This window comes from Chromatiaceae bacterium (assembly GCA_024235395.1).
GTDB lineage: Bacteria > Pseudomonadota > Gammaproteobacteria > Chromatiales > Chromatiaceae > Thiosocius.
On the sequence record JACKMK010000003.1, the window covers coordinates 337,831 to 354,163 of the forward strand.

Sequence of the window (16,333 nt, forward strand, 5' to 3'; positions counted from 1 at the left end):
TCTGGGTGGGGGGAAGGGCGCCCCCGGCAGTCTACCGGGGACACCACGCGGGGGATGTTACTTCTTCGACGCTGCGTAGGTCTTCAGCAACTTGTTGAGCATCTCGATGTGCTCGGCGTCGGTCAGGGTACCCGGGGTGGATACCTTGGCCCACAGCTCGGCGTTGGTCATCTCGCGATGGCAGCCGAGACACAGACCGGTGCGCTCCATGCCGTCACGCATCGCCTGCGGCAGCGCGCGGGACAGCGGCCAGTGGGTACCGACGGTCTGGGTCTGCTGACCATCCTTGATGATGGTCGACCAGTCGTAGTCCAGGTCGGCGATCTTCGGGATCTGGATCACGTGACGACCCGGGATGACCTGGCCGGTCTTCTGGTCGATCAGGTCCTCGACGATATCCACCGGGTAGCGGGTCTGGAACACGCCGCCGGAGATGCCGTAACCCAGCGCCTTCGGATTGTTGTGGCAGGACTCGCAGGTACGCGCCTTGCGCTGTGCCGAGTGCGGCTGCACCGGGGCCATGTCGATCGCATCGGGGACGCGTTCCTGGCCGAGCTCCTGCTGCTCGTCGAGCGACTTGCCGAGCTGGTTCAGTGCGACCACCTTGTTGTTGCGGTCCATGACCGTGTACACGATCTGGCAACCCGGCATCAGCGGGGTCACGCGGCCCTCGCCGTTGATGCCCAGCACCGGCTCTTCCCAGCGCAGGTAAGAGCGGGTCTCGAACACCTTGCCGGGCGACTTCAGGCCGTGCGTGCCGAGTGGCGACTCTGCGGTCTGCCCGTGTTCGTCACGGATCGAGCCGCCGGCCAGCCAGTCGGTGTCCTGGTACGGCTTGCCGTCCTTGTCCTTGCCATAGTTGACCTGGACATGGCAGCCGTAACATTGCGGCACCCAGGACGCGTGGCAGGCATAGCACTCGAGGCTCTCGTTATGCTTGGCCACCGCATTCATCGCGACCATCGCATCGGGTGACTTCCAGCTGTCGTCGAGCTTGAGCTGCTTGAGCAGCGGCACCTCGAAGTCGTTGCCGGTCGCCGAGTGCATCACGACCTTCTTTCCGTCCTTGACGACGTTGCCGAACGGGTTGCCGCGTGCGGTCTTCAGGTAACCCTCGCGCTTGTCGTAGGTCGTCGCAAAGGCGGCGGTCTCCGGCAGCAGGTCGTTGGTCAGACCACGTTCGGTCTGCGGCAGGTCTTTGGCGAACTCCTCCGAGTAACCGAGCGGCAGCTCCCAGGGGAACTGTTCGGTGGTGCCGTGGCAGTCCTGGCACTCGATCTCGACCTGGGCAAGGGTGGTCCCGAAGATGTTGCCGTCACCGTGCATGTCGACGGTGGTGTGGCAGTCCTGGCACAGCAGGCCGCCCTTCGGGTTCTCAGGCCGTGAATCGATCTGGTGATGCAGGTCGTCCGAGATGAACAGATACTGCTTGGTGTGCAGCTTGGGCTGCTTGCCACCCTGGGCGTTGTACGGCGAGCCATACGGGAACTCCATCAGGCCCTGGTAGGTGACCCCGATGCGCTTGCCGCGGTTGTGGCATGAGTTGCAGGTCTCGACCGGGATACCGGAATACTCGACATCGCCGTGTTTGATCTTCGACTTGCGGGTCGCCTGGATCTTGTGGGTCAGCATATGGCCCTGTTGGTCCTTGCTGATGGTCGGATCCTTGCCCTCGTAGTAGCCCTCGTTGCCATAGGGGATGTGGCACGAGGAGCAGCCCATGCCGCGGTAGTCGCCACGCTTCTCGCGGCCCTTGATACCGACGTGGCAGCGCTGGCACTGCTGGCGCTGATAGGTGAAACCGGCCAGCTTGGGATCGTTCTCGATCTCCTCGACCGACGGCTGCGGGACCTGGGTCAGCTCTGTCGGGAACTGGTCGCCATGCGCGGCGATCATCGCCGTCATGTACTCCTTGTACTCGGCGCTGCCGACCTGCGGGACCTGGCCGTCGGTGTCCTTCACGTCGTAGTTGCCCCAGGGCACCTTGTGATTCTGCACCTCGGCGATACCCCAGGTGTGCAGATTGCCCTGGATCTTGCCGGCCTCGGTGTTCATCAGCGAACGCTCGACGCGGTAGGCGTAATCGATGTGGCACTGGCCGCAGCTGCGGTCGGCGATCCATACGGAACCGGGATCGGGGTAGAAGTCCTGGGGGCCGTTGCCATTCTTCAGGCCTTCCGGGGAACCCTTGTGCGCGGTCTCGACGTCGGTGCCCTTCGGGTTGCCTCCATGACAGGTCACGCAGCCGGCCGGATCGCCGTTGCCGGTACCGATCGCCTTGATCTGAATCATCATCGGCGAGTCGCTGGCGCGGATGTCTTCGATGCCGTCGTGGCAACTCAGGCAACCCGTTTTGCCCGAGGGCGCGGTCGTGGTCACGGCAGCCTGCAGGCTGCTCCAGGCGACGAGCAGCAGGATGGTGATTATCAGCTTGTTCATTTTCTTGCTCCCGATTGGTTTGGCACCGCCGCGATGAACCGGCGCGCACCGCTGCATCTCAGGAGCAGGCAGTATTCATACCGACAACAAACGTCGTAATTGTCCGGCTGACATAGATCAATTCGTGAAATTAAAAGATTGTTGTTTAATATTTTTTTGTTTGGCGGCCGGCACGCAGCTCCAGCATTTTTGTCGCAACACGGGTTCCAGTGACTGAACGGGGCATTCAATCCGCGCGGGGCCCGCAGGGCCGATTGAACGATTCGTTCTATCGGCCGGGGCGCTAGTCGTCGTCGATACCGTCCGGCGGCACCAGTCCGTATTCGCGGATCATGCGGCGCAGTCGCGGGCGGGAGACACCGAGGATCTCGCAGGCCTCGCCGCGGTGCCAGGCGGTCGCCTCGAGTACCCGGGCGACGTGTTCGTGCGTCATCTCCGCCAGACTGGCCAGGCCCTGCGACGTTGCTGCGGCCGGCGGCAGCTCGGACGCCGAACAGCTGTGGCGCAACTCGTCGGGCAGGTGTTCGAGGGTCAGTGTGCTGCCGGAAGAGAGCGCAGCAGTCTTCAACAGGACGTTCTCCAGCTCGCGCACATTGCCCGGCCATGGATAATCGACAAAACAGTCGAGCACCGCCTGATCGATGTGCGTGATCCCGCTGCGCAGGTCGCGGTTGATACGCGACAGCAGCGCCTGCACGAGACCGTCGATATCCTCGGGTCGGTCGCGCAACGGTGGCAGATGGACGTTGATCACCTGCAGCCGGTAGTAGAGATCCTCGCGAAACAGTCCCTCGGCGACGCGGTCGGCGAGATCGACGTTGGTCGCCGCGATGATCCGGGCATCGGTGCGCTGCGCGATCTGGGCACCGAGCGGGGTGAACTCCTTGTACTGCAGGACCCGCAGCAGCTTCGCCTGCATTGCCGATGACATCTCGCCGACCTCGTCGAGGAAGATGGTGCCCCCCTCGGCCAGCGCGAACTTGCCGGGTTGACGCCCGAGCGCGCCGGTGAAGGCCCCCTTTTCGTGGCCGAACATGTCCGATTCCAGCAGTGCCTCGACCACCGCAGCGCAATTGACCGCGACAAAGGGGCCGTCGGCATGCGCACTGGCGTTGTGGATCGCACGCGCGACCAGCTCCTTGCCGGTGCCACTCTCGCCGGTGATCAGAACCGTGGTGTTGCTGCGTGCAACCAGGCCGATGGTCTTGAACACCTCCTTCATGGCCCGGCTGCGACCGACCATCTGGAATCGGCCGGCGGCGCTGTCATCGGCCGGCACCAGACGGTCGGTGCGCTCCGCATTGAGGATGCGTTCGACGGCGGCGTCCAGCTCGTCAACATCCACCGGCTTGTGGATGTAGTCCTCCGCCCCCTGCTGCATCGCCTCGATGGTCGTATCCATGTCGTGGAAGGCGGTGATCATGATCACGTGGGGAGACGGGTCGAGCGCCTTCAGTTCCGGCAGTATCTCGAGTCCGGATCGCCCGGGCATCCGGATGTCGAGGATCACCAGTTCCGGCTGCAGATCGCGGGCTGCGCCGAGTCCGGTTTCGGCATCATGAGCCACGGCCGTCTCGTAGCCCTGGGCCCGAAGATGCAGCTGTAGCGTGCGCGCGCTCGCCTTGTCGTCGTCGACCACCAATACGCCGGTCATGCGGTCGTTTCCCCGTCCCTCTGCAACTGGCGTCGCGGTGCGTCTTGCACCGGAATCAGCGGCAAGGTTAGCACCGCGCAGGTGCCGTTCGGCCGATTCTCCACGAGTTCGACCGTGCCGCCGTGCAGTTCCGCGATCTGGCGCACTATGGTCAACCCCAGCCCGGTGCCCTTGGTGCGGGTGGTGAAAAAGGGTTCGAAGAGGCGCCCACGTACCTGCGGCTCGATGCCCTCGCCGTTGTCGCAGACACGAAAACAGACGCGCCGGCCGTCGGCATCCATCGCCAACTCCACGCTGACGACGACGCGGCGCTGACCGACCGGCAGGCCGGCCACCGCCTGAAACGCGTTCACCAGCAAGTTGGACAGCAGTTGCCGCAGCTTGGACGAGTCGCCGGGGAAGGTTGGCAGGCCCGGTGCGCAGTCGGTGTTTACCTCCACCTCGTACTCGATGATGCGACGGCGCACGGTGCCGATCACCGCAGCGATCAGCTTGTCGGCACTCAACCAGGTTACGTTGAGCTCGCCCGGACGCGAATAGACCAGCATGTCGGTGATGATGTCCTCCATGTAACGGACCTGCTCCTGGCCGATCGTCGCGAGTTCCTGCGCCTCACGCCCCTGCGCCTGCTTGCCAAGGATCTGCACTGCCATCTTCACCGACGACAGCGGATTGCGCAGGTCATGCGCCAGCATCGTCGACATCTGGCCCATCGCCGCCAACGCCTGGGTGCGCGCGAGTTCGCGGTTGCGGGTGTCGACCTCTTCCTGCAGGCGTCGGCGTTCGGTGACATCCTCCTTTACCGCCAGGAAATGCGTGACGTTGCCGTCGGCGTCGCGCAGGGCCGAGATCACCGCCGATTCCCAGTACAGCGAACCATCCTTGCGCCGGTTGTGAAACTCGCCGCGCCATTCCCCGCCGGCGGCGAGCGCGCCCCAAAGACGCCGGTAGTCCTCCGGACCTGTCTCGCCGGACTTGAGCAGGCGCGGGTTGCGCCCGTGCACCTCGTCAAATGTGTAGCCGGTCACCTGGGTGAACTTCGGATTGACGTACTCGATGCATCCGTTGCGATCGGTGATCAACACGATCGCCGGGCTCTGCTCCACCGCTTGCGACAGTTTGCGCACCTGGTCTTCGGCGACACGGCGCTCGGTGATGTCGTCACCAATGGCGGTCAGGCCGATTACCCTGTCGCGGGCGTCGCGCGCGGGCGTGGTATTCCAGGCGATCAAGCGGCGGTCACCAGAGCGGGTACAGACCTCGCCTTCGAATGCCGGCGGGATCTCGCCGCTCCCACTGAGGCGCTCGATCACGGTTGCAGCCAATGCGCGCTGTTCGACTGGAACGAACCGCTCCAGCCAGTCGCTGCCAATGACCTCGTCGCGTCGCCATCCGGTGAGTTCCAGCAGGTAGTGGTTGCAGAACGTCAGACGTCCGCGCGTATCGACCATCACCGCGGCCAGGCCGATGTCTTCCAGGGTCTGGCGAAAGCGCCGCTCGTAGGCACGCTGCGTCTCCGCGGTGCGTCGCTGTACCTGGGCGCTGGCGAGCAGAAAGGCGAGGATTCCCAGCAGTCCGAGCAGTCCGAGATACAGTCCCGCATGACGACCGAGAAACTTGCGCAGACCGAGCGCCGCGGGGTCAAGGCGGATGAACGAGACGACCTTCCAGACCTCGCCACCGGCGGTTGGGACGCGACCGGCCGGCAGTGCCCCGGCGGCGTTCGCGGCGGGCCAAACCGTGGCGACGGTGAACAGCCCTTCCGGGGTGACGAACTGACCGCTCTGCATCCCGCGGATGCGCGGCCAGGCGAGCGGAAAGCGGCTCGCAAAGGTCTCGTCGCGGCCCAACATGAAGCCCCATTCCTGCTCCGGCCGCGGGCTGCTCAACCAGAAGCCGTCACCGTTCAGCAGCTGGACGTGGTCAGCGATATTCGCCGTGGCACGGCGGAAGCGTTCGAGCAGGCGTGCACCGAGGTAGTTGAGCACGACCAGGCCCTGGCGCTGCCCGCTGTCATCGAACACCGGCGTCGCAAAACGCAACATCGGTTTCAGCGGCCGCTGCACCTTGCCGCCCTCGACGTTCAGGTCGAACGGAGACAGATAGACCTGCCCCGGGCCGAGCCGCAGCGCCTGCCTCACATAGTAACGGCTCGACTTGTCCTGCAGGTCGGCGCTGTCCACCAGCACCGCGTCGCCGTCGACCAGATTGACCCGCACCACCTCCCGGCCCAGCGCATCCAGAAAGCGGATCTGGTCGTACAATCGCTTCTCGCGAGCGAAGGTGACGAACACCTCGGCCAGGTAGAGGCGGCGCCCTTCAGCGACCAAGGGGTCAAAACTGAGCCCTTCGAGGAGGCGGCCGAGGAACATCAGGTCGGTGGTCACCGCGGCCGTATCGGCGACCAACACCTGTCGGGCGAGCTCGACATTCAGCGACTCGTTGGTATCACGGCGCGTGCTCTCGGCCCGATAGTCGACGTAGAAATGGATGGTCGCAACACCGCCCAGCAACAAACTCAGGGCCAGGAGCAGCCCGGCAAACATCGGCCAGGGACCCGGATGGGTCGATGGAGTGACCTGCGCGTCATTCACGGGGCAGGACCGACTGAGTGGCGGATGGCACGAATGCCATCCTGAATCGGCACGATGATCCAGGTCGCATCGGGGCAAGTCTAACCGCTCGGTGGATATCCGGCGACGCACGGGCCCGTCCACCCGTCAGGGCGCCCCAGCCGATTGACAATTCGCATCGCGCCGGACGCCCTGCACCCTGTGTACTGCCATGTGCGTGCACGCTCCAGCGGCATCGCGGCCGACGGACCGGCTGTAGCGGATCCAGGCGTCCCCCTGGACGGGTCCCTAGCGGACCCAACCCCAGCAGGCCGCGGCCCGACCGGTCGCGGTCTGCCTTTCGACCGCCACCCACAGCACACGGACAGTTACAGCTAGACTGAAAACACCTTGTAGAATTAAAAGTCCCGGGACAGGAGACCAGACGAGGTGTCGGTCATGGACTGCGTGACAGGCCGGTGGCGCAAGGCCAGGTTGCACAGGGTGCACGCGCTGTGGCTTGCGATATTGCTCAGCGTTTTGAGCGGTTGTTCAAAGGCACCGCCACCGAGCGGCAGCGAGCCGGCGCCACAGGCCGATGCCACTGCGGAACGCCCGGCGCAGGCCGAGGTAGCCCCGGCACCGGCAGCGCCGACCGGCGCTGCCGTCGAGCAGCCGGTCGAAGAAAGGGAAGAGGTGCCGGGCGAATCTTCGGGCACGGTGCCCGAGACCACCTCGGGCGACCAGCCGGCCGCCGCCACGCCCATCCCCGTGCAGCCAAGCGTGAAGTCGGCCGATATCGCGATCGGCGGCACGGCCGGCAACCTCCAGCCCGGCGCAGGCTTCGGCCAAGGGAGCATCATGCAACGCCCGGCGTTCAGGTCGGGTGAATCCGGAGCCGGTGCTATCCAGCGGCAGGAGGCACAGGTCGCGGCTGTCGAAAGCCCGGAGGTCACCGCACCCTTGCCGAGTTATCCCTGGCCCCCCGAGGACCCGTCCTCGTTGGCACGCCTCGACGCGATCCACGACTTCTCGAACGGTGGCCGGGCGTCGCTGTACGACGTCGCGGAGACGCTGCGTGATGCGCTGCTGCGCGCCGGGTATCCGGAACTCGGCTACTACCAGGCGCCCGGTGGCTTTGCGATCGTGACCCGGCTCGAAGGGATCGACACGGAAGGCCGACCGCTCGGCCCCGATCGTCGTTACCGGCTGCCCGACGATGCGGTCGACTTCAGTTTCACCGACTACATACGGGGGCTGTTTTTCGCACCGGACGGCTACTACCGGCTGATCGTATTCGTCGTGACCGACCAGGCCTACACGACGCGTGACCAGCCACTCGACGAAAACGTCGCACTCGCGAGACTGCGGCGCGGCGCGGTTGCGCTGCCACCTGCGTACCACGACAAGCCGTTCACCGCGCAGCACCGGGTCGACGCGTTGATCTATGAGTTCCATACCGCCGCACACCAAGTGGAGACGCTGCGCCCGGGACGCCTGCTACCGACCACCCATATCGAGCGAACCGGGCTTTTGTCACGGCTGGGTGACTGAACGATGAAGATCTTCATCAGCTATCGGCGCAGCGATAGCCAGGATGTCGCTGCACGCCTGGCCGATCGCCTGATCGACACCTCCGGCATTCGCGATGTGTTCATCGACGTCGAGGACATCGAAGCGGGCGCCGATTTCGAACAGGCGATCGACAGTGCAGTCACGCAGAGCGATGCCTGCCTGATCCTGATCGGCAGCGACTGGGTCGGGGTCGACCCGGACACCGGTGAACCGCGCATCCACCAGGCAGAGGACTTCGTGCGCCGCGAAGTCCGTTCCGCGCTGCGGCACTGCGGCCGCGTGATCCCGCTGCTGCTGAACGGTGCGCCGATGCCGGACCCCGACAGCCTGCCCGAAGACATCCGCCCGCTGTGCAGCAAACAGGCGGTCGCGCTGCGCCACGTCTCCTTCAATCAGGACCTGAGTGTGCTGGTCGACGCGTTGTTCGAGCGCCGGCCGGGCGGATCCCTGCGTCGCTGGTTGCGCCGCAACCCGTTGCTCGGGGTCGTGTTCAAGGCATTGGGCGGTATGCTGAGCGCTGCGGCTTTGCTGATTGCGGTCGGTGCACTGCACTCTGCGATCACCGAAGGGCGGGCCCTGGAGGAGACGCTGGGGAGCCGCGGGCTGGTCTGGCTGGTGATCCTCACGACGCTCGGCATCGGCGCACTGTTGCCGTTCTGGATACGCCGTTGGCGACATTGACCGGCGGCAGTCTGGTCGACCCACGCACAAAACGCGGTTCGGAGAGAGATGCGATGCAACCCTGTCGTGTATGCCAACACCGGGTCAGTGAGGACGCGATCGCCTGCCCGGCATGCGGTGCACCCTACCCGGCGAAGGCGGAATGGACCGGCTGGGGGTACGAGTACAAGACCAAGACGCGGCTGCTCGGCTTGCCGTTGTTGCACGTCTCTTTCAAGTACCGCCCGAATCGCACCCCGGTGGTCGCTGCCGGCGTCATCGCCATCGGTCAGTTCGGCGCCGGCATCATCAACATCTCGCAGTTCGGCATCGGGGTCGTGAGCCTCAGCCAGTTCACTATTGCCGGCTTTGCGGTGGCCCAGTTTGCGCTCGCCTATTCGTGCATCGCGCAGTTCGGGATCTACATCGACCGGGGATTCGGCCAGTTCGTACGCCAGGCAACGACACTGTGGGCGGGCCTCTGACGATCGACCCACCGACCCCTTTGGAACCGTCGACCACGGGGCAGCCGCCCCGCGGTCGGACCGCCCGTCAGCTATCGATTACCGCGCGAGCGACGGACCCTGACCTCGACCTGTGCGGTGGATGTCAGTCCCTGCGCATCGGTCACACTCAACACCGCGATGTATCGACCAGCTTCGGTGTAGACATAGCTGGGGTCGGCCTCGCCCGATGACCCGACGCCATCTCCGAAGTCCCACGCATAGCTCAACGCGTCGCCTTCGGGGTCGTACGATCCTGCGGCAGTGAAATTCACGCTCAATGGGGCCCTGCCGACGGTGATATCTGCAGCGGCCACCGCAACCGGCGGCGCGTTGGTCACCGGCGGCGGCGTACCCGCAGCGGTCAGCAGGAACCCGTGGACCTGGCCGTTGAGCAGCCCGGTGCCAACCACGTCCCCGGCATCGTTGATCGCCGTCGCGGCAGTCAGGATCCAACCGGAGTCCGCGGTGACGCGGTCGTTGAGGTCGGTCATCTGGCCGTCTTCCCAGAGGAACGCATGGTACTGGGTCGGGTCGGAGAGGCTGGTGAGCTGGGTGACCAGCCAGGAGGTCCCGACCACCTGGTTGGAATCGTTGATATCGGCCGCGCTGCTGGTCAATCCACCGTTCAGGGTACCGAGGTCGTGCAACGTATCGGCGTGGTAGTCGTAGAGATAGGCATGGGCGTATTCGCCGGTCGTCGAACTGCTTCCGGTCGCGCCCACGATCATCTCCAGGTTATTGATCGCCTTCGCGTAGCCACCATAGGGAATCGGCAGATAGCTGACCGCGTCGAACGCCGGCGTGGTGAGGATCGACGACGACCCGACCAGCCCGTAACGGCGGCGGCTACCGACCGCAAACCCGCCGTCGTTGATGTCGTCCAATACGTACAGGTCGGCATAGACGCCCTGGCGCGTGCCACGCGAATACACCGTGGCCACGTTGAGGTTGTACCACTTGTTGGGCCGGTAGACCGCGGGGTCGAGCGGTAGCGGCGATGGCCGGTACGGGTTCGCCAGTTCCTTGTTGCCCGAGATCTCGCCCGACTCGTTGATGCCGAAACCACCGTAGCCGTCCCATTCGACGACCGCGCCGTCCAGACGGAAGGCGCCCGTCAGCGTATTGCCGGTGATCTGGTCGATCTCATTCACCGCGTTGGCGACGGTTGTCCCTGCAATGTCCTGCAGACCGTCTGCGGCCGTCCAACGCACCCCGACGTTGCCCGCGTCCGTCTTGCGCGAGCCGACAACGGTCCCCTGGTTGCTGATATCGGTGGGTGACACGTCGACACCGAGGTCGATGAGCTGATAGTCCTGCGCGGCCACTTCGACGCCGCTCAGCAGACCGACGAGTGCGATCATCGCGGCCGGTAGGGACCGGATACCTGGTGTCGGCCTAAAAGACATTTCCTTGGTCACAACTGTTTCCTCTGCAGTGAATGCTCCGGGCAGAAAGCGTTTCTATCGATCGTCGCCGGCATGCAGCGCCCGGATCATCGACAAACGGCGACAGTTCGGCATCGCGGCGGGCGTCCGCGAGCGTCACCCCAAGGTGGGACGAGACTCCGGAGTGGGATGCCGCAACGCCGGTCGCACGGTGCGGCAGGCGGCTTAAAGGGCGCTTAACGCGAGGTCGCGTCCAGGACCGGTCCAAGAATGATCAGCGATACGCCAATTCATCCAATCTTCAACAACTTAGGGGGCACAGCCGAGGACCCGTCCGGGTGCAGACCCAGGCCGGGCGACGGCGCATTTTTGTGATGGCGTGCACATCCCGACGCTCAGGCCACCGACACCGCGTGCAGGGCGCAAGCGGTTGTCGGCTGCGGCGCACAACGAGGGGTGCCTACTGCGCGACGCGCAACGTGTCGGGCACCATTGCGTGGGCGGCCCGCCAAGGTGCGCGACACGGATCGATCGACCCGGACGGGGGCGAATCATCGACTTGCGGACCGGCCGCTATTCCCCGGCGCCTTTGCACTTGCCCGCCTGGCATTTGCGGACCGGGCTCTTGCCGGCCTGGCATTTGTTGGAGCCACACTTTTTTCCGGGCTTGGGTTTGTCGCCGCCGCATTTGCCCTCCCCGCACTTGGTCGTGCCGCCTATCGTGGGGTTCCTGTAGCCTTCGCATTTCTTTTCTCCGCCCGGCAGTCGATCACCGGCCGCAGTCATCGATAGCTCGGGGCTGATCTGTTGGATACTGAACGGGTTGTCACCGGCGTTTGCGCCCCCGGCCAGTACAGAACCGAACCACATAAAGGCGGAAACAAACACAGCTCCACCGTAGTAACGCTTGCCTCGCATCTCCCAAACACCTCCCTTCCTGGTTCATCGGCCTCTATAACCATACAACAGATAATGGTATTCGCCTCGGCACCCTTGACGTGGCCAGCGCTTCGCCGCACGACACCCCGCACGCGACCGTCACAAATATTTCAATTGCCATATATATGGCGTGACGTATATTCCGCCCGATGCAACCCGAGAGCCTGTTCGCCAGCCTCGCCAACGCGACCCGTCTGCGCTGCATCATCCTGCTCTGCAACCAGGGCGAGCTGTGCGTGTGCGAACTGACCCATGCCCTGGGTGTGTCGCAACCGCAGGTCTCGCGCCACCTCGCGCAATTGCGCGAACAGGGGCTGGTGACCGATCGCCGCGCGGGTCACTGGGTCTACTACCGCGTGAACCCGGTGCTCCCGGCGTGGGCGGGCGCGGTGCTCGACGAACTGTGTACCGGCCTGTCCGACCAGGATCCGTTCGCCGCCGACCGCCGCCTGTTGCACGCGATGCCCGACCGGCCGGAAGCGCCGCGCTGCGCCTGACCAGCAGAGCCAACAGCCATCCATTTACGGGAACTGCCCACTATGACGATTCGTATTGGTATCAACGGTTTCGGTCGCATGGGGCGGCTCGGCCTGCGTGCGGGCTGGGGCAGGGAGCGGCTCGGGTTCACGCGCATCAACGAGATCGCGACCGACGCCCGCGGCTCGGCGCACCTGCTGCAGTTCGATTCGGTGCACGGCACCTGGCCGGTGCCCTGCGCGGCGGACGAGAATGCCGTGACAGTCGACGGCCAGCGGATCGCATACAGCTGCCATGCGGCGATCGACGATGCCGACTGGTCGGGCTGCGACATCGTGATCGAGGCGACCGGGCGGCATCACAAACGACCCGATACCCTGCAGGCCTACTTCGACCAGGGCGTGAAGAAGGTCGTCGTCGCGGCGCCCACCGAGGGCGCCTTGAACATCGTGTACGGCATCAATCACGCCGACTACGACCCGGCGCGCGATCACCTGGTCACCGCGGCCTCGTGCACGACGAACTGCCTGGCCCCGGTGGTCAAGGTGATGCACGAGCAGATCGGCATCGTGCACGGCTGCATGACGACCATCCACGACATCACCAACACCCAGACGATCGTCGACAAGGGACACAAGGACCTGCGCCGGGCGCGCGCCTGTGGCCAGTCGCTGATCCCGACCACGACCGGCTCCGCGCGCGCGATCACCAGGATCTTCCCGGAACTCGCCGGTCGGCTGAACGGCCATGCGGTGCGCGTACCCCTGCTGAACGCCTCGCTGACGGATTTCGTGTTCGAGGCCGCGCGCGCGGTGAGTGCCGACGAGGTGAATGCACTGTTGCGCGCCGCGGCCGCGGGCGAGCTCGCCGGCATCCTCGGTTACGAGGAGCGGCCGCTGGTCTCGGTCGACTATGTCAACGACCCGCGATCGGCGATCATCGATGCGCCGTCGACGCTGGTGATCGACGGCACCCAGGTCAAGATCTATGCGTGGTACGACAACGAATGGGGCTATGTGAACCGGATGATGGACATCGTCGGCCTGGTCGCGGAGGGGCTGTGAACCCGCGGCCGCATCCGGACCCGCGACCACGACACGTGGCACCGCAACGATGAGCGACGGCCTGCGTCACTACCTGGTCGTGACCGCCGGCTACTGGGCCTTCACGGTCACCGACGGCGCGATCCGCATGCTGGTCGTGTTGTATTTCCACCTGCTCGGCTACTCGCCGTTCGAGGTGGCGATGCTGTTCCTGTTTTACGAGTTCTTCGGCATCGTCACCAACCTGGTCGGCGGTTGGCTGGGTGCGCGCATCGGCCTGAACCTGACGATGCATATCGGCATGGCCTTGCAGGTGGTCGCGCTCGGCATGCTCACGGTGCCCGATGCCTGGCTCACGGTCGCATACGTGATGGCCGCACAGGCACTCTCCGGGATCGCCAAGGACCTGAACAAGATGTCGGCCAAGGCCAGCGTCAAGACCCTGGCCGGCGATGGCGGCGATTCGCGGCTGTTCCGCTGGGTCGCGTGGTTGACCGGTTCGAAGAACGCCCTCAAGGGTGCCGGCTTCTTCATCGGTGCGGCGCTGCTCGAGTGGCTCGGTTTTCGCGGCGCCCTGTATGTGCTCGCCGGCATGTTGCTGGTCGTGTTGCTGGTGACCCTGGTGCTGCTGCCATCCGGCGTCGGTCGGATGGCATCCAAGCCGAAGTTCACCCAGGTGTTCGCCAACCGACCCGAGATCAACTGGCTGTCCGCGGCGCGGCTGTTCCTGTTCGGCTCGCGCGACGTCTGGTTCGTCGTGGGCCTGCCGGTGTTCCTGTACGAGGTGCTGGGCTGGAGCTTCATGCAGGTCGGCGGTTTTCTCGCGCTGTGGGTGATCGGTTACGGCGTCGTGCAGGCCGCGGCCCCGCGCCTGATCCGGCGCAGCCACCACGGTCGGGGGCCGGGCGGCGGTTCGGCACGGTTGTGGGCCTTCGTGCTCGCGCTGGTCCCGGCGGGGATCGCAACCGCGCTGCAACAGGGCTGGGACGCGGCGCCGGTGCTGGTGGTCGGACTGGTCGTGTTCGGCGTGGTGTTCGCGATCAATTCGGCGATCCACTCGTACCTGATCCTGGCCTATTCGGACTTCGACAAAGTGTCGATGAACGTCGGCTTCTACTACATGGCGAACGCCGCCGGACGACTGGCCGGCACCGTGCTGTCCGGCTGGGTCTACCAGACACGCGGCCTCGAGGGCTGCCTGTGGTGGTCGATGCTGTTCGTCTGCGCGGCCGGACTGCTTTCCTACCGCCTGCCCGAGCCACGACGCGCCGCGTCGCCCGCCGACTGAGCGGCCGGCTTCAGATACGTTGCAGGATGTCGCGGTAGCGCGCCTCCAGCGTGTAGTGCGCAATGAAATCATGCCGTGCCTGTGCGCCGATCCGTGCCAGGCGGTCCGGCGCCAACCCCTCGATCGCCGCGACCCAGGACCCGACACGGGTGGGGTCGTCGACCAGCACCGCATTGTCCGGATTCAGGATCTCGCGCAGTTCCGGGTAGTCCGATGCCAGTACCGGCCGGCCAAGCGCCATGTAGTTGAACAGCTTCAGCGGCGAGGTATAGGGCTCCGCACCCGGATTCGCCGGGTTCGGCTGGTTCGGCAGCAGGCACAGGTCGAGCGCCGCGATATAGCGCAACAGCACCGCCTGCGGCACATAGCCGTGCAGGTGCAGGTTCGGCAGGCGGTGCTGCGCCCGCCAGGTCGCGAGCTGTTCCTCGCTGCCGCCCATCAGGTGGAAATCATGACCGGGCAGCGCCTTTGCGAGCTGCACCGCGATCATTGCACCCTTGTGTTCGTCGAGCCCACCGGCATAACCGATCTGCCAGCCCGAGGTCGCCCGCGGCAGCGGCTGCGGTTCGGTCGTCGCCGGCGGCGCCGCGGCACCGGTCGGGGCGTGCAGCACGTTGTGTTCACCGATACCCGGCAGGCCGAGCATGACGAAGTGGCGGCGCATGGCGTCGGTCAGGGTCACAAAGGCGCGGAAATGGCGCAGCCGGGCGAGCGCGATCAGGCGTTTCGCCTTGCTGGACCGGCGACCGCGAACCGGGCTGTGCAGTTCGACGACGGTATCGAAACCGAGCCGGCAGGTCAGCAGGCAGGCGCGGAGGTAGCGTCCGTAGACCAGGTCCGGCCGCCAGCGCAGCGCGAAACCCGCGACCGCCAGCGAGAACAGGGTGCGCCCGCCGAAGCGCCGCGGCGTCGGCAGCCAGCGGATCTCGAAGCTGCGCGGCACATCGTAGAACGCGAACACATCGTCGACTCCGGGTTCGACCTCGTCGGCATGCGCCTCTGTCAGCAACAGCACGACCTGGTGGCCGAGCGCCGCGAGCGCGGCACACGACTTGACGATGTTGACGCTGCGCGCGACCCGGGACGGGACCGGTGCCGACGCGACATAGGCGATCTTCATCCGCCCGCTACCGCGTCGCCGCCCGACGGCGGATCGAACTGGTAACCGAGCAGGCGGATATCCGGCTCGAAGTGCTGCGCGACCAGCTCGGCCAGCGGGTCGCTGTAATAGCTGCGGTAGTCCTTCCTGCGGTCGGTCGCCTGGCGCTTGTGCGGCAGCCTGCGCGGCGCGATGCCGATGCGACGGCAGGCCTCGGCGAAATCGTCGTGCAGGGTCTCGTAGCGGCCGATGAAGTCGACCAGCAGCTGGCCGTGGAGATCGACCGCATAGTCGGACTGCAGCTCGATCGAGGTGTCGACGTGGTACTGGTAGGGACGTTCCGGGTCGAGCTTCCAGCGCATGAACTCGTCGAAGGTCTCGATGTGCGTCATCAGGTGCGGACGCTCGCGACGGATATGGTGGAAGGAACTGACCTGCAGGTCCCAGGGATTGCGCACGAACACGAACTTGAACAGCTGCGCGAACAGCTCGTGCGGCAGCATCTCCTTCGCCGCGACGATCTTCGCGTGGCGCGGAAACTTGATCCCGAGTCGGTGCCCGCTCAGTCCGCTGAGGCGCGAGCACAGCCACTGCACCGGGTAGTGCGGATCGCGGTAGCGCAGCGGCTGGAGTGCGTCGCGCACCGAAGTGCCGCCGGTCTTGGCGGTATGCACGAACAGAAAGTTGTATCTCAACGACAGCAGCATGGTGTACCT

13 protein-coding genes are annotated in these 16,333 nt (G+C 65.4%); 6 read left to right on the forward strand and 7 right to left on the reverse strand.

Going from position 1 to position 16,333, the window contains the following annotated elements:
- Positions 1-57: 57 nt before the first annotated feature.
- From H6955_14950 to H6955_14960, 3 genes are all read right to left on the reverse strand, one after another.
- Positions 58-2,439, reverse strand: coding sequence for a cytochrome C (locus H6955_14950; protein ID MCP5314853.1), 2,382 nt, complete (start codon positions 2,437-2,439; stop codon positions 58-60).
- 283 nt (positions 2,440-2,722) lie between these two features.
- Positions 2,723-4,093, reverse strand: a complete 1,371-nt coding sequence (locus H6955_14955) for a sigma-54-dependent Fis family transcriptional regulator (GenBank protein ID MCP5314854.1) — start codon at positions 4,091-4,093, stop codon at positions 2,723-2,725.
- A complete protein-coding gene (locus H6955_14960) occupies positions 4,090-6,687 on the reverse strand; it encodes a PAS domain S-box protein (GenBank protein MCP5314855.1) in 2,598 nt (865 codons plus the stop codon). Before H6955_14960 ends, H6955_14955 begins: the two co-directional genes overlap by 4 nt.
- A gap of 417 nt (positions 6,688-7,104) precedes the next feature.
- Here H6955_14960 and H6955_14965 point away from each other — a divergent pair, with 417 nt between their 5' ends.
- Genes H6955_14965 through H6955_14975 form a run of 3 tightly spaced genes read left to right on the forward strand, consistent with a single transcriptional unit; the run spans position 7,105 to position 9,365 of the window.
- A complete protein-coding gene (locus H6955_14965) occupies positions 7,105-8,199 on the forward strand; it encodes a hypothetical protein (protein MCP5314856.1) in 1,095 nt (364 codons plus the stop codon).
- 3 nt (positions 8,200-8,202) lie between these two features.
- Complete coding sequence (locus H6955_14970) at positions 8,203-8,901, forward strand: toll/interleukin-1 receptor domain-containing protein (protein ID MCP5314857.1); 699 nt, start codon at positions 8,203-8,205, stop codon at positions 8,899-8,901.
- A 53-nt stretch (positions 8,902-8,954) separates the two neighbouring features.
- The gene (locus tag H6955_14975) at positions 8,955-9,365 is read left to right on the forward strand and encodes a zinc ribbon domain-containing protein (protein ID MCP5314858.1); all 411 of its coding nucleotides are present in this window, start codon (positions 8,955-8,957) and stop codon (positions 9,363-9,365) included.
- A 71-nt stretch (positions 9,366-9,436) separates the two neighbouring features.
- Here H6955_14975 and H6955_14980 read toward each other — a convergent pair whose 3' ends face one another.
- Positions 9,437-10,804: a DUF3466 family protein gene (locus H6955_14980; GenBank protein MCP5314859.1), complete on the reverse strand. Its 1,368-nt coding sequence runs from the start codon at positions 10,802-10,804 to the stop codon at positions 9,437-9,439.
- Positions 10,805-11,344: 540 nt separating this feature from the next.
- Positions 11,345-11,689, reverse strand: coding sequence for a hypothetical protein (locus H6955_14985; GenBank protein MCP5314860.1), 345 nt, complete (start codon positions 11,687-11,689; stop codon positions 11,345-11,347).
- A gap of 170 nt (positions 11,690-11,859) precedes the next feature.
- On the opposite strand from H6955_14985, the gene H6955_14990 reads away from it, so the two are divergent.
- From H6955_14990 to arsJ, 3 genes are read left to right on the forward strand one after another with little or no spacing between them, the layout of a single operon-like run.
- Positions 11,860-12,207, forward strand: coding sequence for a metalloregulator ArsR/SmtB family transcription factor (locus H6955_14990; GenBank protein ID MCP5314861.1), 348 nt, complete (start codon positions 11,860-11,862; stop codon positions 12,205-12,207).
- A 42-nt stretch (positions 12,208-12,249) separates the two neighbouring features.
- Entirely contained in the window at positions 12,250-13,251 is a 1,002-nt protein-coding gene (locus tag H6955_14995) for an ArsJ-associated glyceraldehyde-3-phosphate dehydrogenase (protein ID MCP5314862.1), read from the forward strand.
- A 49-nt stretch (positions 13,252-13,300) separates the two neighbouring features.
- Positions 13,301-14,518, forward strand: coding sequence for an organoarsenical effux MFS transporter ArsJ (arsJ, locus tag H6955_15000; GenBank protein ID MCP5314863.1), 1,218 nt, complete (start codon positions 13,301-13,303; stop codon positions 14,516-14,518).
- 10 nt (positions 14,519-14,528) lie between these two features.
- On the opposite strand, the gene H6955_15005 is transcribed toward arsJ, so the two are convergent.
- Complete coding sequence (locus tag H6955_15005; GenBank protein MCP5314864.1) at positions 14,529-15,638, reverse strand: glycosyltransferase; 1,110 nt, start codon at positions 15,636-15,638, stop codon at positions 14,529-14,531.
- Positions 15,635-16,324, reverse strand: a complete 690-nt coding sequence (locus H6955_15010) for a sulfotransferase family 2 domain-containing protein (protein ID MCP5314865.1) — start codon at positions 16,322-16,324, stop codon at positions 15,635-15,637. The genes H6955_15005 and H6955_15010 overlap by 4 nt, the downstream gene beginning before the upstream one ends.
- Positions 16,325-16,333 lie beyond the last annotated feature (9 nt).